At 37.2% G+C, this 23,395-nt stretch carries 24 protein-coding genes; 12 read left to right on the forward strand and 12 right to left on the reverse strand.

Annotated elements, in window-relative coordinates:
• The first annotated feature begins 108 nt into the window (after positions 1 to 108).
• Positions 109 to 1,233 carry an endo-1,4-beta-xylanase gene (locus GQR87_RS12125; RefSeq protein ID WP_158969642.1) on the forward strand — a complete coding sequence of 375 codons (1,125 nt, stop codon included), beginning with the start codon at positions 109 to 111 and terminating at the stop codon, positions 1,231 to 1,233.
• 75 nt (positions 1,234 to 1,308) lie between these two features.
• Here the strand turns inward: GQR87_RS12125 and GQR87_RS12130 are convergent, their stop codons facing one another.
• From GQR87_RS12130 to modA, 5 genes are all read right to left on the reverse strand, one after another.
• Complete coding sequence (locus GQR87_RS12130; protein ID WP_158969644.1) at positions 1,309 to 2,079, reverse strand: ThuA domain-containing protein; 771 nt, start codon at positions 2,077 to 2,079, stop codon at positions 1,309 to 1,311.
• Between the two features lie 61 nt (positions 2,080 to 2,140).
• The gene (locus tag GQR87_RS12135; RefSeq protein ID WP_233267254.1) at positions 2,141 to 3,751 is read right to left on the reverse strand and encodes a solute:sodium symporter family transporter; all 1,611 of its coding nucleotides are present in this window, start codon (positions 3,749 to 3,751) and stop codon (positions 2,141 to 2,143) included.
• A 251-nt stretch (positions 3,752 to 4,002) separates the two neighbouring features.
• Positions 4,003 to 5,082, reverse strand: coding sequence for a molybdenum ABC transporter ATP-binding protein (gene modC, locus GQR87_RS12140; protein ID WP_158969648.1), 1,080 nt, complete (start codon positions 5,080 to 5,082; stop codon positions 4,003 to 4,005).
• Positions 5,083 to 5,097: 15 nt separating this feature from the next.
• Positions 5,098 to 5,793: a molybdate ABC transporter permease subunit gene (gene modB, locus GQR87_RS12145; protein WP_158969650.1), complete on the reverse strand. Its 696-nt coding sequence runs from the start codon at positions 5,791 to 5,793 to the stop codon at positions 5,098 to 5,100.
• Positions 5,790 to 6,569: a molybdate ABC transporter substrate-binding protein gene (gene modA, locus GQR87_RS12150; protein ID WP_158969652.1), complete on the reverse strand. Its 780-nt coding sequence runs from the start codon at positions 6,567 to 6,569 to the stop codon at positions 5,790 to 5,792. Before modA ends, modB begins: the two co-directional genes overlap by 4 nt.
• A gap of 262 nt (positions 6,570 to 6,831) precedes the next feature.
• Between modA and GQR87_RS12155 the strand changes: the two genes are divergently transcribed.
• From GQR87_RS12155 to GQR87_RS12185, 7 genes are all read left to right on the forward strand, one after another.
• Entirely contained in the window at positions 6,832 to 7,500 is a 669-nt protein-coding gene (locus GQR87_RS12155) for an ABC transporter substrate-binding protein (RefSeq protein ID WP_158969654.1), read from the forward strand.
• A gap of 48 nt (positions 7,501 to 7,548) precedes the next feature.
• A complete protein-coding gene (locus GQR87_RS12160; RefSeq protein WP_158969656.1) occupies positions 7,549 to 8,712 on the forward strand; it encodes a paraquat-inducible protein A in 1,164 nt (387 codons plus the stop codon).
• The gene (gene pqiB, locus GQR87_RS12165) at positions 8,713 to 10,374 is read left to right on the forward strand and encodes an intermembrane transport protein PqiB (protein ID WP_158969658.1); all 1,662 of its coding nucleotides are present in this window, start codon (positions 8,713 to 8,715) and stop codon (positions 10,372 to 10,374) included.
• Between the two features lies 1 nt (position 10,375).
• On the forward strand, positions 10,376 to 10,957 hold the full coding sequence (locus tag GQR87_RS12170) for a membrane integrity-associated transporter subunit PqiC (RefSeq protein ID WP_158969660.1): 582 nt from the start codon (positions 10,376 to 10,378) through the stop codon (positions 10,955 to 10,957).
• 8 nt (positions 10,958 to 10,965) lie between these two features.
• Entirely contained in the window at positions 10,966 to 12,051 is a 1,086-nt protein-coding gene (locus GQR87_RS12175) for a GGDEF domain-containing protein (RefSeq protein ID WP_158969662.1), read from the forward strand.
• Positions 12,052 to 12,155: 104 nt separating this feature from the next.
• Complete coding sequence (locus tag GQR87_RS12180; RefSeq protein ID WP_158969664.1) at positions 12,156 to 13,961, forward strand: ABC transporter ATP-binding protein/permease; 1,806 nt, start codon at positions 12,156 to 12,158, stop codon at positions 13,959 to 13,961.
• On the forward strand, positions 13,954 to 14,166 hold the full coding sequence (locus GQR87_RS12185) for a DUF3820 family protein (RefSeq protein WP_199271613.1): 213 nt from the start codon (positions 13,954 to 13,956) through the stop codon (positions 14,164 to 14,166). The genes GQR87_RS12180 and GQR87_RS12185 overlap by 8 nt, the downstream gene beginning before the upstream one ends.
• Before the next feature lie 16 nt (positions 14,167 to 14,182).
• Here the strand turns inward: GQR87_RS12185 and GQR87_RS12190 are convergent, their stop codons facing one another.
• Entirely contained in the window at positions 14,183 to 14,791 is a 609-nt protein-coding gene (locus GQR87_RS12190) for a LysE/ArgO family amino acid transporter (protein WP_158969668.1), read from the reverse strand.
• 90 nt (positions 14,792 to 14,881) lie between these two features.
• Between GQR87_RS12190 and GQR87_RS12195 the strand changes: the two genes are divergently transcribed.
• A complete protein-coding gene (locus tag GQR87_RS12195; RefSeq protein ID WP_233267255.1) occupies positions 14,882 to 15,775 on the forward strand; it encodes a LysR family transcriptional regulator ArgP in 894 nt (297 codons plus the stop codon).
• Between the two features lie 134 nt (positions 15,776 to 15,909).
• Here GQR87_RS12195 and GQR87_RS12200 read toward each other — a convergent pair whose 3' ends face one another.
• Both GQR87_RS12200 and GQR87_RS12205 read right to left on the reverse strand, forming a co-directional pair.
• Positions 15,910 to 16,248 carry a Fis family transcriptional regulator gene (locus GQR87_RS12200; RefSeq protein ID WP_158969670.1) on the reverse strand — a complete coding sequence of 113 codons (339 nt, stop codon included), beginning with the start codon at positions 16,246 to 16,248 and terminating at the stop codon, positions 15,910 to 15,912.
• 38 nt (positions 16,249 to 16,286) lie between these two features.
• Positions 16,287 to 16,571: a pyrimidine/purine nucleoside phosphorylase gene (locus GQR87_RS12205; RefSeq protein ID WP_158969671.1), complete on the reverse strand. Its 285-nt coding sequence runs from the start codon at positions 16,569 to 16,571 to the stop codon at positions 16,287 to 16,289.
• A gap of 186 nt (positions 16,572 to 16,757) precedes the next feature.
• On the opposite strand from GQR87_RS12205, the gene GQR87_RS12210 reads away from it, so the two are divergent.
• Genes GQR87_RS12210 through ansA form a run of 3 tightly spaced genes read left to right on the forward strand, consistent with a single transcriptional unit; the run spans position 16,758 to position 19,369 of the window.
• Positions 16,758 to 17,495, forward strand: a complete 738-nt coding sequence (locus GQR87_RS12210) for a dienelactone hydrolase family protein (RefSeq protein ID WP_158969673.1) — start codon at positions 16,758 to 16,760, stop codon at positions 17,493 to 17,495.
• A gap of 17 nt (positions 17,496 to 17,512) precedes the next feature.
• Positions 17,513 to 18,337: a hypothetical protein gene (locus tag GQR87_RS22380; RefSeq protein ID WP_233267256.1), complete on the forward strand. Its 825-nt coding sequence runs from the start codon at positions 17,513 to 17,515 to the stop codon at positions 18,335 to 18,337.
• A gap of 18 nt (positions 18,338 to 18,355) precedes the next feature.
• Positions 18,356 to 19,369, forward strand: coding sequence for an asparaginase (gene ansA / locus GQR87_RS12220; protein WP_158969675.1), 1,014 nt, complete (start codon positions 18,356 to 18,358; stop codon positions 19,367 to 19,369).
• Positions 19,370 to 19,495: 126 nt separating this feature from the next.
• Here ansA and GQR87_RS12225 read toward each other — a convergent pair whose 3' ends face one another.
• The 4 genes from GQR87_RS12225 to prmB all read right to left on the reverse strand — a co-directional run bounded on the left by GQR87_RS12225 (position 19,496) and on the right by prmB (position 23,375).
• Positions 19,496 to 19,702, reverse strand: a complete 207-nt coding sequence (locus GQR87_RS12225) for a cold-shock protein (protein ID WP_006994582.1) — start codon at positions 19,700 to 19,702, stop codon at positions 19,496 to 19,498.
• Positions 19,703 to 20,037: 335 nt separating this feature from the next.
• Positions 20,038 to 21,201 carry an MFS transporter gene (locus GQR87_RS12230; protein ID WP_199271614.1) on the reverse strand — a complete coding sequence of 388 codons (1,164 nt, stop codon included), beginning with the start codon at positions 21,199 to 21,201 and terminating at the stop codon, positions 20,038 to 20,040.
• Positions 21,202 to 21,231: 30 nt separating this feature from the next.
• A complete protein-coding gene (gene aroC, locus GQR87_RS12235) occupies positions 21,232 to 22,329 on the reverse strand; it encodes a chorismate synthase (protein WP_158969677.1) in 1,098 nt (365 codons plus the stop codon).
• Positions 22,330 to 22,397: 68 nt separating this feature from the next.
• Positions 22,398 to 23,375: a 50S ribosomal protein L3 N(5)-glutamine methyltransferase gene (gene prmB, locus GQR87_RS12240; protein WP_370459604.1), complete on the reverse strand. Its 978-nt coding sequence runs from the start codon at positions 23,373 to 23,375 to the stop codon at positions 22,398 to 22,400.
• Between the last annotated feature and the right edge of the window lie 20 nt (positions 23,376 to 23,395).

Below are 23,395 nucleotides of genomic sequence, written 5' to 3' on the forward strand. Positions count from 1 at the left end.
AGCAGATGACGGAATTCATCCCCTTGTTATACTGAATTCCACTTGAAAAAAGAGAATTGAAGTATGTACAACAAGCCATCATCAAACATAAAAAGAAATATTATAGCTATGTCATTAATCACTTTAATGACCTCATCATGTAACATGAAATCTGAATATACGGCCTCTGAAATGAGTCTGAAAGATGCCTACGCAGGTAAATTTTTAATAGGTGCAACCATGAACAACGACATGGTAGCCGACCATTCCCTAGCCAATACTCAAATAGTAAAAGATCACTTTTCTTCTGCCACTATGGATAACTCATTTAAATGGGGACCATTTAATCCTGAGCCAAATGTCTATAACTTAACTGGGCCAAAGAATTTTGCCAATTTCACCCATAACAATGGAATTACGCCTGTAGGACATGTTTTGTTTTGGCATAGTCAGACTCCAGATTGGGTGTTTAAAGACAGTGAAGGCAACCTTCTAACGCGAGAAGCTCTATTACAAAGAATGCGAGAAAGAGCAAAGTTTATGGCCGAGAATTTTGGCGATAAAATAAAAGTATGGGATGTGGTAAATGAAGCAATTGAGGATGACGGCAGTTTACGCCGCTCACTTTACAATAAAATCATTGGTGACGATTTCATAGAACAAGCGTTTATTATTGCTAATGAGGAGTTACCCGCTGGCTCAACAAAAATTTACAACGACTATGGCATGACTCGTAAGGGCCGTGTAGACACAGTTATCAAAATGGTTAATGATTTTAAAGCGAGAAACATTCCAATCGATGCAATTGGTATTCAAGGTCACTGGTCAATGACCAGTCCTAGTTTAGCAGAAATCGATGCTAATTTTACCGCATTGGCTGCTACTGGTTTGCAACTGCATATTACTGAACTAGATATTGACTATTTAGGCCGCGAAAACTTATGGGGCGCAAATGTAGATATTAAAAAGCGAGTTGCGAATAAAGAAAATAATCCGTATCCAGACGGAAATTTCCCTGCCAGCGCAGATAAAGCTTTAGGTGCAAGATATGCCGCTATATTTGGTATGTTTCTTAAACACCATAAAAATATCGATAGAGTGACGTTTTGGGGAGTAACAGATGCAGACTCTTGGCTTAATAGCTGGCCGGTATCAGGTCGAACAAATTATCCACTGCTATTTAATCGAGATGCAAGCCCTAAAGAAGCATTAACACAAGTCATTAATGTTGGCTTAAATTATAAAGAAAAATAACAAAACCGTCTCTTAAATCAAAAATACCGGATCCAATCCGGTATTTTTTTATCTTATTGATGATATGAAATCACACTATTTTTTCATGCCTTTACCTGTTGCAGCCCAGTAAATTCCACCAAAAATATGTTCTTGAAAGGCTTTATTACTATAAGTAGCGGGCATATGCCCCAAAGCAGTGTAAAACGAACGGCCCCCTTCGATATTTTGATACCAAGCAACCGGATGAAAATCGCCTAAACCTTTACCGATCTTGTCTCCCCACTGTACCTTAGGATCATAGGTAGACTCATCTACTGACAATATATATTGTAAGTTAGGGCTCAATTCTTCACCAAATTCGTACCACTCTTCAGTCCATAAACCTGATTCTGGAAAATACTCTAACCCAGGAAAACTATTATTAATAACAGACATACGTGCAGTTTGTATCTGAGGGTGAATATGGAAACGTCTTCCCACTAATTTACCAAACCAGGGCCAGCCATATTCAGTATCACTGGCGCTGTGAATACCCACAAAACCATTACCCGCTTGAATAAAGCCTTTTAATGCCGCTTGTTGTTGATCATTAAGAATATCACCTGTCGTTTGTAAAAATATAACAGCTTGATATTGCTTGAGATTTTCAGGTTTGAACTGATTGGCATCTTCATGCCATACCACTTCAAAATGGTGATTTTGGGCAATTAATTTAATTGCGTCTACGCCTTCATTCACTGACTTATGATGCCAAGCGGCAGACTTTGTAAACAAAAGCACTTTAAACTGTTCTGCAAAGCTACTAGTACTTAATAAGCAAGTAACTAAAACAAGCATTCGGATCCTAGTAAATATTTTCAACATAATTTTCTCCATAAAAAAGGGCTAACAAATTGTTAACCCTGATAAATAACAAACTTAAGTTTTACTTAGAAAATGCTGCGTAGATTGCCACAACAGCAATAACAAGGATAATACTTGCTATTTTAGTGCCTTTCCAAGGTGTCATGTCAATTGGTGTATTGGTAGTAATTTCCCACTCAACTTCCCGTGGAGCAACTTTAGAGCCAACAAACATAATTAACATTAAAACACCAAATACAATACCCATAGTGTGAAAATTACTAATACCTGTCAACTGTGAGGTATTGGCACCTTCATTTAAAGCTGGGTACACGATTAATAACCCGATCATGACAACCAACCCTATTACCATAGAGTAAAAAGCGGCTACAGAAGGGACTCGTTTGTTTAGCATTCCCATTACAACTACTGAAAAGATTGGAATAGCATAAATACCATTCATAGTTTGTAAGTAACTGAAAATACTTGATGTTTTAGATAATAACGGCGCACCAAACATAGCTGCAATGGCAATGATTGTGACGAATAGTTTCGCGGTTTTAACCGTTTGTTCATCACTGGCCGTTGGGTTTATCACATGCTTGTATAATCCTATCGAGAATAACGCAGAGGTAGAATTAAGCGCAGCGTTAAATGAACTTAAAATAGCGCCAACCATTACTGCGGCAAAAAAGCCTGTTAATTGAGCAGGAAGGACATCAGCAACCAATTTACCGTAAGCGTCATCGTTACTTACACCTTGACCAAAGTATAAATGATAAGCAACTAAGCCTGGCAATACTAAATAAATAGGCCCAAGTAATTTTAATGCTCCGGTCAACAGCACACCTTTCTGACCTTCAGCTAAACTACTTGCTCCAAATGTACGTTGGATAATTTGCTGGTTAGTACACCAATAAAACAAATTAAGTAAAGCAACCCCTGTGAAGATTGTTGAAAACGGTACTTCAGAATCTAATCCTTCAGCGCCTGTTGAATCCATACGCTCAGGGTGAACTGTATTTAGAGTATCCCAACCGCCCATGATCCCGCCATCCCCACCTAATACATATAGTGCAAATGCTGCAATCATGAAGCCACCAATCAATAAACCAATGCCATTAATGGTATCAAGTACAGCTAATGTGCGAAGGCCGCCAAATCTCGAGTACATCATGCCAGCTAGGCCAATTCCGATACAGGTAACGGTTAATAAAGTGAACTCACTTTCAATGCCTGTTAGATTATGTAAATCCATCATGTTAATTAGGCCTTTGGCGCCACTGTATAAAACAATAGGAATTAACAAGAAAGCATAAGCGGCAAGAAAAATTGAGTTAGCTAATGTTTGCGTACGTCCGTCAAAACGTTGCTCTAGAAATTGAGGAACAGTGGTGATACCTGAACGTAAAAACTTAGGTAAAAAATATGCGGCCATTAATACTAAAGCAAGCACTGCAATAACTTCCCAAGCCATTACACTTAAGCCGTTTTTATAAGCAGAACCATTTAAACCAACCATTTGTTCGGTTGATAAATTGGTCAGCAGAAGAGAGCCTGCAATAATTGGGAAGGTTAAACTTCTGCCACCCAAAAAGTAGCCTTCGCTACTTTTATTTTCGTAATTTCGAGTTAAATACCAGGTAAGGCCAGCAGCAAAAAGTGTAAAAAGTAAAAAAGAGACTATCGTCATAATAAGCACTATATAATTTGTTAAAATCTACGTTAATAGATTGAAAGCATTGGTTAATATTATTGTTAAGCATATTAACATCTCAAATATGAAAAACAACCAAGCATAAGTAAAATATAAAAATCGTTTTATGATGATAAAACTGTATAAAGTTATTAATTTAAGCTGAGCTTTTCATCTAAAACAAATACATCACTAAACTAACTCATTGTATTTACCTCGCTAGACAACGGCTTATATTTATTGTGGACTTAACGAACAATAGCGACAGATTTGATTAATGCCCATACCCGAGAATTAATACAAAGCTTTAGTTGTTGCACAGATTTTTTTGTAACACTCGCGATCAATCGGCTATTCCCTACTTTTAAAGTCACTAATTGCATTGCAGGATGCTGAGCATCTGAAAGTGCTAATACACTGCATTCAAAGACGTTAAGTACGCTTAAATCCGCAGGGCGGCTAATACTAATACTGATATCGCTAGATAAAACCCTGATACGTAAATTCTCACCTAGTACATATTGATTATCAGTTGCATATAAAACACCACCATCAAATGCGAAGCGAACCAAATCCCAATTTCGCTCATGTTCGATCACTTTACATTCAATCACAACTCCCACTTCTTCAGACATACCAAATGGTAAATCTATACGTGAAAATAATTCACTCACAGAACCTTTTGCTTCTAAGCATCCTTGTTTTAAAACAACTATATAGTCAGCCAAACGTATTACTTCATCTATTGCATGTGTGACATACAAAATAGGTAGTTTAAACTCAATAACAAGCCGCTCTAAATAAGGTAGAATTTCTTGTTTTCTACTTTTATCTAAGGACGCTAAAGGCTCATCCATCAGTAACAGTTTTGGTTGCATCAATATCGCTCTCGCGATCGCAATACGCTGACGTTCTCCACCAGAAAGTTGTTGAGGGTATTGATCAAGCGCAGCTTCAACACCCAATACATTAATCACCTTATCGAAAAAACTTTGCTTATGTTTGTATAAAGAACGTTTTTGTCCGTAAGCAAGATTTTGTCTCGCACTAAGATGAGAAAACAGACTAGCTTCTTGAAATACATAACCAATATCTCTTTTATGGGTAGCCACAAAAGTGTGATTATCCTGCCAAATATCTCCATTAACTGAACAATAACCATTTTTTGCTTTTTCTAGGCCGGCAATACAACGTAAAAAAGATGTTTTCCCGGAACCAGAGTCACCTATTACAGCGGTAACTCCCTGACAAGGGATGCTGACATCTATATCTAAAAACGGTTTATCTTCACCTAATGTAAATTTAACGATTATTTGTGAATTTTTCATAATGTAAGTCAATTTTCATTTGCCATCCCACACTGTTAAAGCACTGGCATCTTTTTTAAAACAATAAAGTGCTAACAAAACCGTAAAAGAAAAAATAAGCATAACTGCAGATAATGAATGGGCCTTTAAATAATCGAGAGCTTCAACATGATCATATATTTGTACAGACACCACTTTTGTCTCTCCAGTAATATTACCCCCGATCATTAATACAATACCGAATTCGCCAACAGTATGAGCAAAACCTAATACCGCCGCCGTAATAAACCCAGGTTTGGCTAATGGTATAACCACACTGAAGAATCGGTCTATAGGCCCAGCTCTCAATGTAGCGGCAACCTCTAACGGTCTATTACCTATGGCTTCAATAGAATTTTGAATGGGTTGTACAACAAAGGGTAACGAATAAACCATAGAGGCAATCACTAATCCCCAAAATGTAAAAGGTAGTGTGCCTAATCCTAATGACTCAGTGAATTGCCCCACTACACCATTTGGCCCCATTGTCATTAACAAATAAAAACCTAAAACAGTTGGCGGCAAGACTAACGGTAAAGCAACAACAGCAGAAATGGGGCCTTTTAACCAAGATGAGGTTTTTGCTAACCACCATGCCAAAGGAGTACCGACTACCAGTAACAAACTGGTTACTGTGCTGGCTAATTGTATAGTTAACCAAATAGTTTGTAAGTCATCATGGGTTAAATTCATAAATCAGTATCCAACTGACTATCTTTAGCTATTTTATAGCCACTAGTAGCAATAATAGAAGACGCTTTAGCAGAATGGATAAATTGCATAAATTCATCTGCAGCCGGATTATGTTTAGCTCGATTTAACCACACCAGATCTTGGCGAATTGGTTGATACAAAGCAGCGGGAACAAGCCAGATACTAAACTCGGACAAAGCTTTTGGATCCTTTAATTGGGACAAGGCAACAAAACCTAATTCAGCATTTCCTGAGCTAATAAAATGCAACGTTTGCATAATATTCTCTCCTTGAACCCACTTCGGTAAGGTTTGTTCTGTTAAGCCTAGATTTTCAATTGTTTGTTGTGCAGCTAAACCATATGGGGCAAGTCTAGGGTTGGCAATCGCTAATTTAGTGAAGTTCCCTTGCATTAACTTTTGTTTAATATTTAATAATTTATCATGCTTATTAGACCATAAAATCAACTGACCTAAAGCATAAGTAAACCGACTTCCCGTTACTATTAGCCCCTCTTTTTCAAGTAATAAAGGTTTATCTGAATCCGCAGAAAAAAACACATCAAAAGGAGCTCCATGCTTAATTTGTGCATATAATTTACCCGACGAAGCAAAAGATAAACTGACTGTATGCTCTGAGTTTGTTTCGAATTCTTTTACTAACACTTTCATTGTTTGAGTAAAATTAGACGCAACTGCAATATGCACCTTTTCAGCATTAATATCAAAGCTGATAATAAACAGGAAAATAAAGGCAGGTATTATTTTTAGAAACATTTTAGGACTTAAAAACAGGCAAAGGATTAATTATAAGTTATTGTGACCTATAGTGAATTATACAGTCTATTATCACAAGTTTTGATTAGATAAATAATGGTTTTAGTAAAACTAACTTGGGTTAAATTGGTAAAATAGATAACAATTTATTATCATAGCGACAATTTAAAAATTATAAATTTTCTCTACAATGCACTGTTGTTTAATATCTTTTTTTACTCGTTATTTAGTTTTAGGCATTTTATCATTTTCAGCAAATTGTTTGGCTGAAAATGAATCACTGCAAGTCGTGACTGAGTTATCTCCACCTTATCAAACAATAACAAAAAACCAAGTATCTGGTTCGGCAACACAACTAGTGAAAGATATTTTGTCTGCAGCTGAGATCCCAGCATCATTTGACATGTACCCTTGGGCAAGAGCTTATGCTAAAGCTCTAAATGAACCCAACACCCTAATTTATTCGATGGCTAAAACAACGCAGCGCAGTGAATTATTTCATTGGTTATTTCCTGTTGCTCACTATAAATTTGGTTTAGTTGCAATGAGTGCAAGAGCTGACTTGAAGATAAAGAATTTAAATCAATTGTCAAACTTTGTCCTTGCAGTACAGCGAGATGACATTGCTCATCACTGGGCGATAGAACAGGGTTTAGAAGAAGGGAAACATTTAATTATATGTTCAGATATTGGTTGTTCTTGGCAATTATTACTAAAAAACAAAGTAGATTTTATAGTCGAATCCCCAGAATTAATCGATAGTATGCTTGCTAAATATTCATTACCAACAAACTTGGCCGAATATGTCATAGCGATTCCGGAATTAGAATTAACAGGTTATCTTGCTGCAAACAAAAATATAGATACGAAACTACTAAGAAAATTAAAGTTAACCATTAAAAACAAAGATCTTTCACCCAAAAAGAAGTAAGTTAGCTATGCATTAACTGTGATTAATTAATATTATTTAGGGGGTAACGTGTCAGTATCAAACAACCCCTCTCCAACTAGTCAGCAAATATATTGTCACCAATGTGATTATTTAGTAAATGTACCTCCACTTCGTCATAAACAAGCGGCCCTATGTCCAAGATGTAGATTTAACTTAACCACTTACCATGATAATGCTGGACAGAAAATAATTGCTCTAGCCCTTTGCGCTTTAATTTTTTTAGTCGCGGCACTTAGTTTCAAATTTTTGTCTTTTAGTGCTAATGGTCAATCCCAATCCATCGAATTATTAGGCAGTTTTATAATATTAGTTGAACAAGATTATGCATTACTTGCCTTGATAGAAGCGATTTTTATGTTAATTCTTCCGGCTTGCATACTATTATCTTTGCTTTATTTACTGATACCTATCCATTTTGGCTATTCGCCACCTAAAGCCCGTCTGATATTAAATGCTATATTTAAATTGCTGCCTTGGGCAATGGCAGAAGTTTTCCTCATTGGAGTATTAATAAGTTTGATTAAAATTATGTCGATAGCCGATATTGATATTGGTTTATCGTTTTATGCATATGTCTTGTTTATTATTTTCATGACTATTTGTTTATTATATGTAGATAAATACCAACTCAAACAGATGATTAATTTATCCGAAAACCAAACGAAGATGCCCGCCCCCCCATCGCAAAGTATTCAGACAACTTGGGCTTTAATCGCTACATCCATATTGTTATATATTCCAGCCAACACTCTACCGATAATGTACACCAATGTTTTAGGTGATAGCCAATCGAGTACAATTTTAGGTGGTGTAGTTATTTTGTGGCAAATGGGCTCCTACCCTATCGCTATTATCATATTCTTCGCAAGTGTCATGGTTCCATTAGCCAAATTAGTTATTCTTTGCTGGTTAAACTATTCAGTTCAAACTCAGCAACAACATAATTTGCAAGAAAGAATGTTTTACTATCGCATAACTGAGTTTATTGGTCGGTGGTCCATGATAGATGTTTTTGTTGTGGCAATCTTAGTCAGCTTGATTCAATTAGGTAATATCATGAATATAATGCCTGGCCACGCAGCAATAGCATTTTGTGGTGTAGTCATAACCACCATGCTAGCGGCCATGACTTTTGATTCAAAGCTAATATGGCAACATACACAAACTAAAGTGATAAGGGTTAATCAATAAATGGCTATTGAAACAACAGCGGCTACTGACGCGGTTATACAACCTGTTAGAACTATTTCAAAAATTTGGCTATTTCCAATAGCGGCCTTATTGATTGGACTTTGGATGGTCTATCACCAGTGGAGCAATCAAGGTCCATTAATTATTATAGAGTTTGCTACGGCCACAGGATTAGAAGCGGGAAAAACAAAAATAAAAACCCGTGATGTAGACATAGGCATAGTCAAAACAATAGAATTAACTTCTGACTTAGAAGGTGTATTGGTTACTGCTAGATTGAACAGTAACGTTGAATCTATATTACATGCCGATAATCAGTTTTGGATCGTTTCACCAAGAATCACCTTAAGCGGGGTATCCGGTTTAGGTACAATATTATCCGGCCCCTACATTAATATGGAACTAGGCTTAAGCTCCCAGTCAAGTGTTGAATTTGTTGCCCTAGCCGCCCCTCCCGTCACCCCAGGTTTACACGTGACTTTAAACAGCAATAGTGAATTTGCTTATAAAAAAGGAGACCCTGTTATTTATAAAGGTATTCAAGTAGGTGAATTTGAAGATATCCACTTCAATTTTGATGAAAGAATTGTCTATTACAATACCTTTATTAAAGCCCCCTACCATGAATTAATTACAACCAATACTAAATTTTGGGATATCAGTGGGTTCCAAATGGAACTCAATGCCAATGGAGTAAAAGTAAATACAGGGAGTATTGAAACTATATTAACCAATGGGGTTACCTTTGGTGTGCCTGACAAAATGCCTGCTGGTGAAATCATTACTGAACGTTCCTACTTTGATATTCATTCCTCATATGAATTGGCAGCCGAAGAACGTTTTGTACATAACGCTAAATACATTCTATTAGTCGAAGATACGGTTAGAGGTTTACAAGTTGGTGCACCAGTGGAATATAGAGGTTTGGTGATTGGCAAGGTACTGGCTATAAATATACCTTTATCAAGTCATCAAGGACTGCTTGAAGATAGCTACGACATCCCAATTCTAATCGGTATTCAACCAGGTAGAGTTGGCGAGTCAGATGATGACGAAGGATTAAAGTTTGTGCACCAACAAATAGACCATTGGATAACAAAAGGACTTAGAGCGACGTTAAAAACAGGCAATATATTAACTGGTTCTTTATTTGTCGACTTACAACATTATGATAATTTAGCGACGATAAAAAACACAGAAATAGATGATTTAAAAGTACTCCCCTTTGTATCAGACGAGTTTTCCCAAATTACCGACAAGGTTTCTTCGATTTTAGATAATATTAATGCTCTAAAACTTCAAGATTTATCTGAAAACACGAATAAAATGTTGTTGCAAATAACTAAAGCTGCCGAGTCTTTGCAACTAACAGGTACAAATATAGATACTTTACTCAGCCGTGTTGAACAAGAAAGAGTAGCCCATAAGATGAGCTTAACCTTAGAAAGTATTAACGCGTTAACTCGTTCATATTCAGAAGACTCTGAAACCAATCAACGAATTAATCAAACCATGACAGATCTACAACAAACCATGAAAGAGCTTAGACCTATATTGTTGCAACTTAACAACACGCCAAACAGTCTAATCTTTACAGGAAGTCGTCCTGCTGGGCTATTTCCCAAAGCAAAACAAAAAAATAAAAGAGGAGTAGCTGATTAAGATGAAAGTTATAATTCTGTTATTTAGTTTTTATCTATTAGTTAGTTGTACATCCCAACCTTTAGATGTGCGTTATTACAATTTATATACAGCAAATAAACCTGTTGATTTTATTGCTAAAGAAAAACTGGAAACCATAATACTACTGCCAATTATGGTTGCAGATTATCTAAAACCCACAAATTTAGTCATACAGCTTGATAAACATCAACTCTATTATTCTCCAACAAACATGTGGGCTGAAGATTTATCTAGCGACTTCCACAAAGCATTAATACAAGATTTAAATAATAATAGTCATTATAACTTCCGTTCTAAAAAATCTGTTGCTGCAAACACTGCAAAAACGCACATATTGATAGAACTTGAGCATTTTCACAGCACAGGTAGTTCAAAGGCTGTCGTTTCTGGCGTATATTCAATCTACAATAAGAAAAATCATCAGGGCATTATTAATAAAGGCTTTTATTTTGAGCTAGAATTAGTTGAAGATGGTTTTACTCACTCAGTATTACAATTAAGAAATTTAGTCACATTAACAGCCAAACTAGTTGAGTCTGACACAAGTTTTTTACTTAAATAAGAACATCTATGAAATATAGAGATTTATTAGTCGAATATTTAAAAACAGGCGTTAAGGATAATAACGATCCTGAATCCAATCAAAAGATCGTAGTTGCCAATATATTTAGTACCGTTGGTAGCCTGTTAACATTAATTTTTGGTGTCATAGCCTGTACTAACAGTAATATTTATTTAGGCATAATGTTACTGTCAATCAGTTTTCTCTTTTTTTATGCTCACCTAATAATTCGAAATAATTGGTTTTATTCTCCATACAGAATTTCAGCTAATTTGCTCACTTTATCTCTAATGCTGTTAATGATTTATTTAATTTATGCAGGAGGTGTGGATGGAACCGGCCCTTTATGGATATATGTCGTCCCTCCTGTGGTGTTATTTTTTGGTGGTTTACGTAAAGGTATTCGAAACTTATTCATTTTTATCATCATTATCAGTATTCAACTTTTTCTAAAAGATCCTTTATTGATTAATGTGGCATACAGCCCCGAATTTAAGTCACGACTGATATTTTCTTTTATGACAGTAAGCTTTTTGTTTGGTGTATACGAAGCCGCTCGGCGTAATTCATATGCCACAGTCATGAAAATCAGTAAACAGTTTGAACAACAGGCGATGCACGATTCACTTTCAGGTTTACAAAATAGACGTGGCATGATTGCCAACATAGAAAAAGAATATGCCAGAAGTAAACGAGAACAGTCGGACATGGCAGTCATTATGTGTGATATAGATCATTTCAAAATTGTCAATGATAAGTATGGACATGACAAAGGTGATGAGGTTATCAAAACAGTAGCTGAATTGTTTAGTTCTGAATTAAGAAAACAAGACTCATTAGCTAGATGGGGTGGCGAAGAGTATTTGTTTTTATTACCGGTCACCACAGGTAAACAAGCTTTGTTATTAGCAGAAAAACTGCGTAAAAAAATCGAATCAACACTTTTTGAATCACAAAAAGGCACCTTTCAGATCACTGTCAGTATGGGCATTCACCAGTTTCAAGTAACAGATGATATAGATCATGCTATTACTGCTGCTGATACAAAATTATATAAAGCCAAAAAAGCAGGAAGAAATCGATGTGTTTTATAGATATTAAAAGTTTGCATTAATGACTAAATATCTTCGTTTGTACATCTGCGAGCTAATTTTGCTCAATTTTCTTCACTTCCCACACTATAAGTAAATGATATTTCATGCGCCCTAGCCATTCTAATCAAGACATCGACACCCCAGTTAACTGGCGGATATTCACTCAACTTTTACCTTACTTAACTGAGTTTAAACTCAGAGTCAGTTTAGCGATTTTGTTTCTTATTGCCGCTAAAATCGCTAGCATTTATTTACCCTTTATTCTCAAACACACGGTTGACACCCTCAATACCCCCCAGTCAGATAATGCCTTATTACTTGTACCTTTTGGCCTAGTCGCAGCATACGGGCTGTTAAGATTGGCCAATGTTATATTTGGTGAAATTAGAGACACTCTATTTGGCCGAGTTACCGAGCGAGCGATGCGTCGCTTGGGCTTAAAAGTATTTAAACATCTACACGAGTTAGATCTCGATTTTCATTTAAATAGACAAACTGGTGGCCTTTCTCGAGATATTGAACGTGGTACCAGCGGTATTAGCTTTTTGATGCGCTTTTTGGTATTTAACATTGGCCCTACCCTGTTTGAAATAACCGCTGTTATCGGTGTCTTGTTTTATAACTACGGAATAAGTTTTGCGTTAATTATTTTAGCGTCTGTGGTCAGTTATGTAGGTTTTTCTATTAAAGCGACTAACTGGCGAACCCAATATGTCAGGCAAGTCAATCAAGCTGATTCCAGCAGTAGCTCACGAGCAATTGATAGCTTGCTTAACTACGAAACAGTTAAATATTTCAATAACGAAGAATACGAAGCGGATCGTTACGATACTGATTTAGCCGGCTGGGAAAAAGCCAGACGCAAAAACCGCCTATCTTTGTTTGCTTTAAATGGTGGTCAGGCCTCTATTATAGCCCTATCTATGACCAGTATGATGGCGTTAGCAGCTTATCATGTGGCCAATGGAGACATGACAATAGGTGATTTTGTACTAATTAACGCCTTTACCATGCAGATTTTTATGCCTCTGAATTTTTTAGGGTTCGTTTATCGAGAAATCCGCGGTTCATTAGCCAATATCGAGAATCTGTTTAATCTTCTCGCGAGAAAAAATACAGTGCCTATTAATAACAACAATAAACACTTAAAAATCGACCAAGGCCGAGTTAAGTTCTCACATGTCAACTTTGCTTATCATGCTGAGCGTACGATTTTACAAGATATTATTTTTGAGATATTACCCGGTCAAAAAGTTGCAGTGGTAGGCGAAAGTGGTTCAGGTAAGTCAACCTTAGTTAAACTCCTGTTTAGGTTTTACGATACCAGTCAAGGAACAATAACCATAGACGGCCAAGATATTAAGTCTGTAAATCAAGACTCTTTGCGCAAAACCATTGGCATAGTGCCCCAAGATACAGTGTTATTTAACGATACTATTTTAGAAAACATACGTTATGGTCGAACCGACGCCTCGGATGCTGACGTACAACAAGCAATTGATATGGCGCATTTAAGAAACTTTGTTAACTCTCTGCCCGATGGCACTAGTACAAAAGTCGGAGAGCGGGGTCTAAAGCTATCTGGTGGTGAAAAACAAAGAGTCGCCATTGCAAGGACGATACTAAAAAAACCACAAATATTAGTCTTCGATGAAGCCACGTCATCTTTAGACAGCCAATCAGAACAGGCCATTTTAAAAGCCATTAAAGAAGTATCTCAAGGTCATTCAAGCTTAGTCATCGCCCACCGTTTATCTACCATAGTCGATGCTGATAAAATTATTGTATTAGACAAAGGTAAGATATTAGAGCAAGGCAATCATCACACCTTGTTAATGCAAAACGGTGCTTATAAAAAGTTATGGGACACCCAACAAAATCATCAATCACGGGATGGGCAAGATGGATAAGCAAGCACTCTTAGAAGCCATTAATCAAACTATGCCTTTTGGTAAATATGCCGGTAGGAAACTTTTACATTTGCCTGAACCTTATTTGGTGTGGTTTAACAATAAAGGTTTCCCCGAAGGGAAATTAGGCCAACAGCTAGCCTTGATCCATGAAGTGAAAGTGAATGGTTTAGAGTCGATGCTTGAGCCATTATTAAGTCACTAATGGCTTTAGCATGGAGCTATAAGCTTGAAAACAACATATAGGCAATCATACACATTATTAGCGCCACAATCGTATCGATAATGCGCTGCACCTTAGGTCGATTTAACCAAGGTGAAAGTTTGGCTGCTGCCCCAGCCAAACTATAAAACCAAATAATTGACGCCAACATAGTACCTACTGCAAAAGCTACTTTGTCATGACCAACAAATTGTTCACCTACACTGCCTAAAATAACGACTGTATCTAAATAAACATGGGGATTGAGTAAAGTTATCGCCAAGGTGGTTGTTATTACAGTCGTTTTCTTAGTTCCATAACCATTAATTTCACTTTTGTGATAAGAATTTCGCCATGCACTTCGAAAGGATAATGCGGCATAACTTAATAAAAAAATAATTCCAGCCCAAGATATAAGCCAAACAAGCTGAGGTGAATTAGCCAGTAACTTAGCCGCGCCAAAAACCCCTAAAGCAATTAACAACACATCACAAACAATACAGATTGACGCAACTAATAAGTGATGATTCTGTTTAATTCCATGATTGAGCACATGGGAGTTTTGTGCACCTAAGGGCAAAATCATACTTAACCCCAGAAAAAAACCTTGAACTACTGCGAACAACATAGTTATCTCCAAAAAATAATGAAGCGATTATACTTCCACTTTAAATTAAGTATAATTAATAAACTTAATCAATGATAAGAAATTCTAATAATGTTGGATTATAAATTACTTCATGCCCTCAGCGTATTAATCACCCAACAGAGTTTTGAAAAAGCAGCAAATGAACTGTGCGTCACTCAATCTGCTGTATCACAACGTATCAAATTACTAGAGCAATCTATTGGCCAGCCAGTTGTCATCCGCAAACACCCCTTAACTGCCACCTACATAGGTAAAAAGCTACTAGCCCACTATCAGCAGGTATGTTTGTTAGAGCAAGCTGTGCTACCCGAAATAGAAGCACAAAACATCAATGAGACAATTAGTATTAATATGGCAACGAATGCGGATAGCTTAGCAACTTGGTTAATTGAAGCTCTAGGTGATGTTACCCATAAACATAAAATAGCCTTAAATTTACTCATCGCTGATGAAAATAATACAATTCAATATTTAAAAAATGGCGAAGTATTTGGGGCAATAAGCAGCCAAGATAAACCGTTGCCAGGATGTACCTTAGATAAATTAGGTGATATGCACTATTTGTTAGTCGCATCTCCATTATTTAAAAAAAGTTACTTCCCAAATGGTATAACTATGGATAACTTAAAACGAGCACCTGCGGCAGCCTATGACCAAAATGATGATATGCACATAAGGTTTATTAAAGAAAAATTTGACTTACCAGGAGGTAGTTATCCTTGTCATACAGTGCGCTCATCAGAGGCCTTTGTAAATTTTGCCCTAAAAGGGTTAGCATATTGCCTAATACCTAAATTACAGATACAAAAAGAGCTAGAGGATGGCCAGTTGGTTGACTTACTACCCAATCAATCTTTAACTCGCACTTTGTATTGGCACCGATGGGTTTTGCTAAAAGGTGCGTTCAAGCATTTATCAGACGCTATAATTAACAAAGCTAAATCGGCTATTTTGACTCAGTGATTAATTTTGCTAGGTAATAACGGTCATTTATTTTAATAATGATATTTTTGTTACCTATGCGGCTATAGAGAAATTGATCAGTATATTATGAAATATTTAATTTTAGTTAAGGGGAAACCTGTTTATATATGTGATTAAAGCCTAAGTTTCCAATCGCCATTATGTTCGGCTAAACAGGCTTCTTCAGTATCAAAACATACTTGATATTTAGCATTTTTAATCAACACACCGACTTTTAATAATTGCTGTTGCACCATCTTACGTATAGCAAGTTCTTGTTGATTTTTTTGCGCATCAAATAAGGATTGGTTGTTATCAAATACACAAGTCACTAGTAAACTGGCAGGAAAGTTTGAGTAGTTAGCAGTATGTGTTAACCACTCAAATCCAGCAATATCAGCTTTAGCCGATTCACAAACAATGGTAAGGGCCTTGATAACATTATTATCTAACTTCTTGACTGTCTTATTCATTGATTGTCAGCATCACTTTATAGTAAAAATTTAGTCCGTTATTTACCGTATGTACATAAATAAGCAGTTTCTACTGCTACTTTTACGTTGAAGCTTTTATTCGCTTCAACAGTAAAGCTTTCGCCAGCATTATAGGTAGTCCACTCATTGCTTTCAGGTAACTTAACGGTTAAGGCACCACTTACTACTGACATTGTTTCAAACTGGCTAGTACCAAACTCATATTCACCAATCGACATGACACCAACAGTCGCCGGTAAAGTGGCAGTTTGGAACGCAATAGAGGTCACTTTATTATCAAAATAGTGATTTACATCAAACATAATTTTTCTTCCTAATAATTGTAAAATAATTGTGCCGTAATCTAGCAAAACAAAAGACTGAAACAAACCGCCAAAATGATCTATCTTATCAACACAAAGTCAGCAACGCAGACTAAGGCAACCGAATGTATTACAATAGGCTAACCAATAACTGCTCAGATATTTAACAAATTTAAAGGAAAAGCTATGCTTATTCAGAAGCACCTGCAAGATTTAACCACTCCCACAGGCACTATGCGAACTTCGATATTTCGCCCTTTGGATGACAAACAATATCCAGCCATTATTTTTTATTCAGAGATTTTTCAAGAAACAGCGCCCATTACTCGAAGTGCGCAAATTTTAGCGGCATACGGATTTGTGGTGTTAGTGCCAGAGATATTTCATGAGTTAAATCCAATGGGCACAGTACTCGCCTATGATGATGCAGGTAAAGACAAAGGTAACGCTGACAAATTTACTAAGCCTTTAGAAGATCACGACTCTGATACCCAAGCCCTGCTCGATTTCGTTAAAGCACAAGCTTATTGCACAGGACATGTGGGTGCGATGGGCGTGTGTATTGGTGGCCATTTAGCTTTTAGGGCAGCGTTAAATGCTAACATAGGCGCTGCTTTTTGTTTATATCCTACCGACATTCACTCTAATACCCTGCCCTGCACAGACGGTAACGACTCGTTAACTATGAGCCATACAATCAAATGCCCATTAACTTTAGTTTTTGGAAAACAGGACCCTCATGTTTCAGCAGAGGGCCGCGTACTTATTCACCAAACATTGAGTCAAAACCAAAATGACTTTTCATGGCATGAAGTCAATGCCCAACATGCCTTTATGCGGGATGAAGGTGACAGATACGATGCGGATCTGGCAATGCAAATGTACGCTATGTCTGTGACATTTTTTCAGCAACATTTACGCTAATAAGCGCCGGGGTTAAAGTGAGACTTATCTGGATATTGGGCTACACATTGGCATTTGTCATTGGGTCAGCCAATGCCTCAGAGAAAATAACAAACAACCAATTTAAGTTACATGGCTTATCTAGTTTTAAGCAAGGTGAAAAAACGATATTAAAACAATGGGTCACCAATGGTGTTAATGCGACGCGAGCCACTCTGGGTATATATCCTCAAACACTCGAGTTATACCTATACCCAGAAAAATCCAACCAAGCTGTGCCTTGGGCCCATACCAGACGCGATGAACATGAAAGTGTACATTTATATGTAGATAGTCGGTTTCCGCTGGATAAATTTGTTAACGATTGGACCCTCTACCATGAGATTGCCCACTTAGCGATCCCTTATTTAGGTCCCCAGTACCGCTGGCTTTCTGAAGGTTTTGCAAGTTATATGCAATATCAAATCATGGATAAAATCGACGTGTTAGAAGGCAAATTAGACGAACGCTATCAAACGAAAATATCCCCTCACCTACGTTGGTTTAATAGCGACTACACTGCAGCGGCTATCGCTCGAAGATTAATGGATAACAAACAATATCCAGCTGCGTATTGGGGCAGTGCTTATTTTTTTGTTTTAGCGGATAGACAATTACAGACTGAAAAAGGTATATCCCTCACCTCATTAATTGGTATTTACCAAGAGTGTTGCCGGACTAAAGATAAGAACATCTCAGAGTTATTCACTTCTTTAGACTCTTTAGTCGATGCTAAAATTTTTACTGAGTTACTTAAACGATATGAAAACGCTGCAGCTAAAACCATTTACCCTCAATCATTCGAAGATAATCACTCATACTGAATCACAATAAGGGGTCTTATGAAAAAACACATTTATGTGGCATACACAGGTGGCACTATAGGTATGTGCCCTTCTGATAACGGCTTTATTCCAACTGCGGGTTTTTTATCTCACACTGTGGCTAATATGCCTGAATTTTATCGTGCTGAAATGCCAAAATTTACCATCCATGAATATGACTCGCTAATTGATTCTTCTGATATGAGCCCCACAGACTGGCAACAAATTGCAGATGATATATTACAGCGCTACCAAGATTATGACGGTTTCATCATATTGCATGGCACAGATACAATGGCATACACAGCGTCAGCTTTATCTTTTATGCTAGAAGATTTAGGTAAACCTGTGATTGTCACGGGCTCACAGATCCCTCTTACACAACTGCGCTCAGATGGGCAAATAAATCTCCTTAACGCTTTATATATTGCCGCCAATTATCCCATTGCCGAAGTGACTTTGTTTTTCAATAATCAATTATTTAGAGGTAACCGTAGCCGAAAATTGGACGCAGATGGTTTTAATGCTTTTGGGTCTCCTAATTTTCCCTCTTTATTAGAAGCAGGAATTGATATTGAAATTAAGATAGACAAAAAATTGATAGGAGTCGACAACACAAAACAACTTAAAGTAAGTCATATACAATCACAACCCATAGGTATTATTACGCTCTATCCGGGTATCAGTGCGGCTGTGATTGAAAACACCTTAAAACAACCAGTAAAAGCCTTAATTTTGTTAAGTTTTGGTGTAGGTAATGCGCCACACAATGAAGACTTATTAAGACAACTCAACTTAGCGAATGAGCAACAAATTATCGTGTTAAATTGTACTCAATGTGTGCGAGGAAAAGTTAACATGTCTGGTTATGCCAACGGTAATATTCTTAAACAAGCTGGTGTAGTATCAGGTACAGATATGACACCCGAAGCGGCGCTAGCTAAATTGCATTACCTACTCAGCAAAGATTTAGCGTTTAGTGAAATAAAGCGTTTATTAATCAAGAATGTACGTGGGGAGTTAACGGAATAAGTTTTGGTATGGCTAATAAAAAACTAAATTATTTGATTGCCCAGGACACAGTTTCATTTTCTTATAGGCATAAAAAAAGCAAACCCTAAGGTTTGCTCTTTTTGGTAATAATTTAATTACTAAGAATTAAAGTACTACAATGTTCTCTGCTTGAGGACCTTTTTGGCCTTGAGTTACAGTGAACTCAACTTTTTGACCTTCAGCCAAAGTTTTAAAGCCAGTACCTGTGATAGCACGGAAATGAGCAAAAACGTCAGGTCCATTTTCTTGTTGAATGAAACCGAAACCTTTAGATTCGTTAAACCATTTTACTGTACCAGTAGTTGTAGACATAGTATTTCCTATATTTTTCAAGAGTAATTGTGTCTCCTAAGAGACGTTAGTTGTGCTGAAGTGTGTTGCAATTACTTATGAGCTACGAGACCGGGTACTGCAATGGAACGTCGAAACAATGTACATAAATATCAAACTTACTTTCAAGCGCGTTTAGTATAACTTGCGCGTGACTAAGGTCAACAACTATTATCAATAAAGTGGTCTAACAAGGCTTTTTGTTTCAATAAGTTAGTCACATAATTGTCACAAAATTGAAAAAAAGATAGCTTTCGACAAAGTTACAGTCGCTGGATATTCACACTATTTTGCAAAACAATTTTAGCAATTTTACATTACATACGTTTAGCAGGAATAAATAACAGAGTTGTTGCTGAAATCAAAGCAAATAATGCCGCCAGAGAAAAAGCAAATTCAGCCCCCTGCCCTTGATGCCAAAACCAACCAGCCCCGTAATTTCCAGCTGCGCCACCAATACCAAAAGCGATACTGGTGTAAAACGCTTGCCCTTGACCTTGATGTGTTTTTCCAAAATATCTATTTATAAAAAAGATAGAGGCAGAATGAGCCATACCAAAACTAAAGGCATGCAACATTTGGCTTAATACTAACATCACAACATGTTCTGCCATCACAGCTAATAGATACCAGCGCAGAGCGGTCAACAACATACTTATAACTAAAATCCATTTCACGCCAATTTTTTCAATCAATTTTCCGGCTTGTAAAAATATAATCACTTCAGCTGCCACACCTAAGGCAATTAGTGCCCCGGTCATTTGTCCGCTGTAACCTAAATCTCTTGTATATAGGGCGAAGAAACCATAATAAGGTCCAAAGCTAATTTGTAAAAATATGGCCGAAAATAGAAATCCGTAAAAGATAGGATTATGTATTTTGCTCCAGATCGAAGCTGAAGTTTGGTTTGTGACTACCTCTTTTACTGGCTCTTTTAAAAATAATGTCACTAACCAGAGGGTTAATAATACAAACGCGCCAATAATAATGGGCGACTCTGAAGAATACATATCCACCATTTTTCCTGTAAAAATGGTAAATACAATATAACCAATACTGCCCCACAATCTGATTTTACTATAACGGCCTGCATGCGAATTAACGCAATTTAGGGTCAACACTTCCATTTGCGGCAAAATCGCAGTCCAAAACATCATCATAATGGCAAAACTAATCGTTAACGCCCAAAACCCATTCACCACAAATGCCAAACAAAATGTGCTAAAAGTTAAAAACGCACCAATTTGCAACCATTTAAGGGGTTTACCAGATTTATCAGCGATGAAAGCCCACAGGTTAGGCCCTGCGATCCTTGCGATTGTAATGAGCGCAAACAGCTCTCCGATATCACTAGAGCTAAAACCTCTGCCATCAAGGAAGACCCCTAAATAAGGGATTAATACGCCAATCTGTCCGTAATAAAAGAGATAAGTAAATGCGAGTAAAATTAAATTTGAGGCAGAAAAAGCAGATTTTGGCAAAACAAGTTCTTATTAAAAACAGACAGGCTGTTAAGCCTGCCCTGGTATGACTGGAGTAGTACGTTGTACATCTGCATTTTGCGCTCTATTGCGCAGTAAATGATCCATTACCACTAACGCCATCATTGCTTCTGCAATTGGCACAGCACGGATACCCACACAAGGATCATGTCGTCCTTTAGTAATCACTTCAGCACTATGACCATTAATGTCTATGGTTTCACCCGGCACACTGATACTTGAGGTCGGTTTAAGGGCCATATGTACCACTAAATCTTGACCACTTGAGATCCCACCCAAAACCCCTCCAGATCGATTTGATTTAAAACCATCGGGAGTCATCACATCTCTGTGTTCACTACCTTTTTGTTCGACTGTAGCAAAGCCATCCCCCACTTCCACACCTTTGACAGCATTAATGCCCATCATCGCGTGGGCTAAATCTGCATCTAATCTGTCAAAAATAGGCTCACCTAAACCAACAGGCATATTTGTTGCTACCACAGATACTTTAGCACCAATAGAATCCCCCAGCTTTTTAAGCTCGCGCATATAAGCGTCAAGTTCTTCTAACTTAGTTTCATCTGGGCAGAAAAACGCATTGGTATTAGTAATTTTATGATCAACATTTTCAATTTTTATCGGCCCTAGTTGCGACAAATAACCCAAAATTTCAATACCATGATGTTGCTTTAAGTATTTTTTAGCCACACCACCAGCCGCAACACGAATTGCAGTTTCCCGAGCTGATGAGCGTCCACCACCTCGATAGTCACGTAGGCCATATTTTTGCTGATAAGTATAATCGGCATGGCCTGGTCTAAATGTATCTTTAATCTTTGAATAGTCGTTACTACGTTGGTCATTATTATTAATTAATAAACCAATGCTAGTACCTGTTGTTTTGCCTTCAAACACACCAGACAAAATTTTCACTTCGTCTTCTTCCCTTCTAGCAGTGGTATATCTAGAAGTACCAGGTTTTCTGCGATCTAAATCAACTTGCAGGTCACTTTCAGAGATTTCCAAACCTGGAGGGCAGCCATCGATAATACCGCCAATAGCAATCCCATGACTTTCGCCGAAGGTGGTGACGGTGAATAATTTTCCAAAGGTGTTACCAGCCATAATATTTAAGTCCTGTTTTGTGCTACTTATAAAAATTGAATGAGTAAATGTTATTTAATTTGTCTATTTTAATGATCAACTGCGCGCCAGTACTCAACTAATTCGTTCTTGCTTATAGCAAAGACACCATGGCCACCTTTTTCAAATGATACCCACTGAATGGGTAAGTCAGGATAACGACTATGCATATGCACTTCACTATTGCCTACTTCCACAAATAACCAACCATTTTCAGTTAAATGACTAGGAGCCTGACGTAAAATATTATCCACTAAATCTAAGCCATCTTGACCTGCAGCTAACGCTAATTCTGGTTCGTGGTGGAACTCTTCTGGTAAATCATCCATATCTTCAGCATCTACATATGGAGGATTACTGACTATTAAATCATATTGTTGGCCCTGTAAAGCATTCATTAGATCAGATTGAATAGGCAACACTCTATGATTTAAACCATGTTCAGTAATATTTAAATCTGCCACTTCTAAAGCATCAGTACTGATATCAACCGCGTCAACCTGAGCATTTTCAAATGCATAAGCCAAGGCAATGGCAATACAGCCACCACCAGTACATAAATCTAATATTTGTTCTGGCTCTTCATCACCAAGCCAAGCAGCAAAGTGATCTTGGATAAGTTCTGCAAAGGGAGAACGAGGGATCAATACTCTTTCATCGACATAAAAGGGTAACCCACAAAACCATGCTTGATTAGTTAAATATGGCACAGGGATACGTTCTTGTACTCTGCGGTTAACTAATTCCGCAATATTTAACTTTTCCGCGTAGGTTAATCGACTATGAAATAACTGATCACCAGTTTGTTCTGGTAGGTCTTGAGGTAAGTGTAATAGTTGTAAAACGAGACTTACCGCTTCATCCCATGGATTGTCTGTCCCATGACCATAAAATAAACCGGCTTGATTAAAACAACTGACCGACCACCTCACCATATCAAGCATAGTGTGTAAATCGCCTACTAGTTGTTCGTTATCTATTGTAATAGTCATATTATCTCGTAATTTAATAAAATTAGTAGTTTGCATTTCGTGTTCTACCGCTGCAA

This window comes from Paraglaciecola sp. L3A3 (genome assembly GCF_009796765.1).
Classification (GTDB): Bacteria; Pseudomonadota; Gammaproteobacteria; order Enterobacterales; family Alteromonadaceae; genus Paraglaciecola.

Bases quoted from the DNA above. Each gene is read 5' to 3' on its own strand.
- GQR87_RS12125 (WP_158969642.1), top strand. From the start codon at position 109: ATGTCATTAATCACTTTAATGACCTCATCATGTAACATGAAATCTGAA.
- GQR87_RS12175 (WP_158969662.1), top strand. From the start codon at position 10,966: ATGAAATATAGAGATTTATTAGTCGAATATTTAAAAACAGGCGTTAAG.
- GQR87_RS12200 (WP_158969670.1), bottom strand. From the start codon at position 16,248: ATGAATAAGACAGTCAAGAAGTTAGATAATAATGTTATCAAGGCCCTT.
- GQR87_RS12225 (WP_006994582.1), bottom strand. From the start codon at position 19,702: ATGTCTACAACTACTGGTACAGTAAAATGGTTTAACGAATCTAAAGGT.
- prmB (WP_370459604.1), bottom strand. From the start codon at position 23,375: ATGCAAACTACTAATTTTATTAAATTACGAGATAATATGACTATTACA.
- GQR87_RS12190 (WP_158969668.1), bottom strand. From the start codon at position 14,791: ATGTTGTTCGCAGTAGTTCAAGGTTTTTTTCTGGGGTTAAGTATGATT.
- GQR87_RS12135 (WP_233267254.1), bottom strand. From the start codon at position 3,751: ATGACGATAGTCTCTTTTTTACTTTTTACACTTTTTGCTGCTGGCCTT.
- GQR87_RS12130 (WP_158969644.1), bottom strand. From the start codon at position 2,079: ATGTTGAAAATATTTACTAGGATCCGAATGCTTGTTTTAGTTACTTGC.
- GQR87_RS12205 (WP_158969671.1), bottom strand. From the start codon at position 16,571: ATGTTTGATGTAAATCACTATTTTGATAATAAAGTGACCTCTATTGCG.
- modC (WP_158969648.1), bottom strand. From the start codon at position 5,082: ATGAAAAATTCACAAATAATCGTTAAATTTACATTAGGTGAAGATAAA.
- modA (WP_158969652.1), bottom strand. From the start codon at position 6,569: ATGTTTCTAAAAATAATACCTGCCTTTATTTTCCTGTTTATTATCAGC.
- GQR87_RS12185 (WP_199271613.1), top strand. From the start codon at position 13,954: ATGGATAAGCAAGCACTCTTAGAAGCCATTAATCAAACTATGCCTTTT.
- aroC (WP_158969677.1), bottom strand. From the start codon at position 22,329: ATGGCTGGTAACACCTTTGGAAAATTATTCACCGTCACCACCTTCGGC.
- pqiB (WP_158969658.1), top strand. From the start codon at position 8,713: ATGGCTATTGAAACAACAGCGGCTACTGACGCGGTTATACAACCTGTT.
- GQR87_RS12170 (WP_158969660.1), top strand. From the start codon at position 10,376: ATGAAAGTTATAATTCTGTTATTTAGTTTTTATCTATTAGTTAGTTGT.
- GQR87_RS12210 (WP_158969673.1), top strand. From the start codon at position 16,758: ATGCTTATTCAGAAGCACCTGCAAGATTTAACCACTCCCACAGGCACT.
- ansA (WP_158969675.1), top strand. From the start codon at position 18,356: ATGAAAAAACACATTTATGTGGCATACACAGGTGGCACTATAGGTATG.
- GQR87_RS12195 (WP_233267255.1), top strand. From the start codon at position 14,882: ATGTTGGATTATAAATTACTTCATGCCCTCAGCGTATTAATCACCCAA.
- modB (WP_158969650.1), bottom strand. From the start codon at position 5,793: ATGAATTTAACCCATGATGACTTACAAACTATTTGGTTAACTATACAA.
- GQR87_RS12180 (WP_158969664.1), top strand. From the start codon at position 12,156: ATGCGCCCTAGCCATTCTAATCAAGACATCGACACCCCAGTTAACTGG.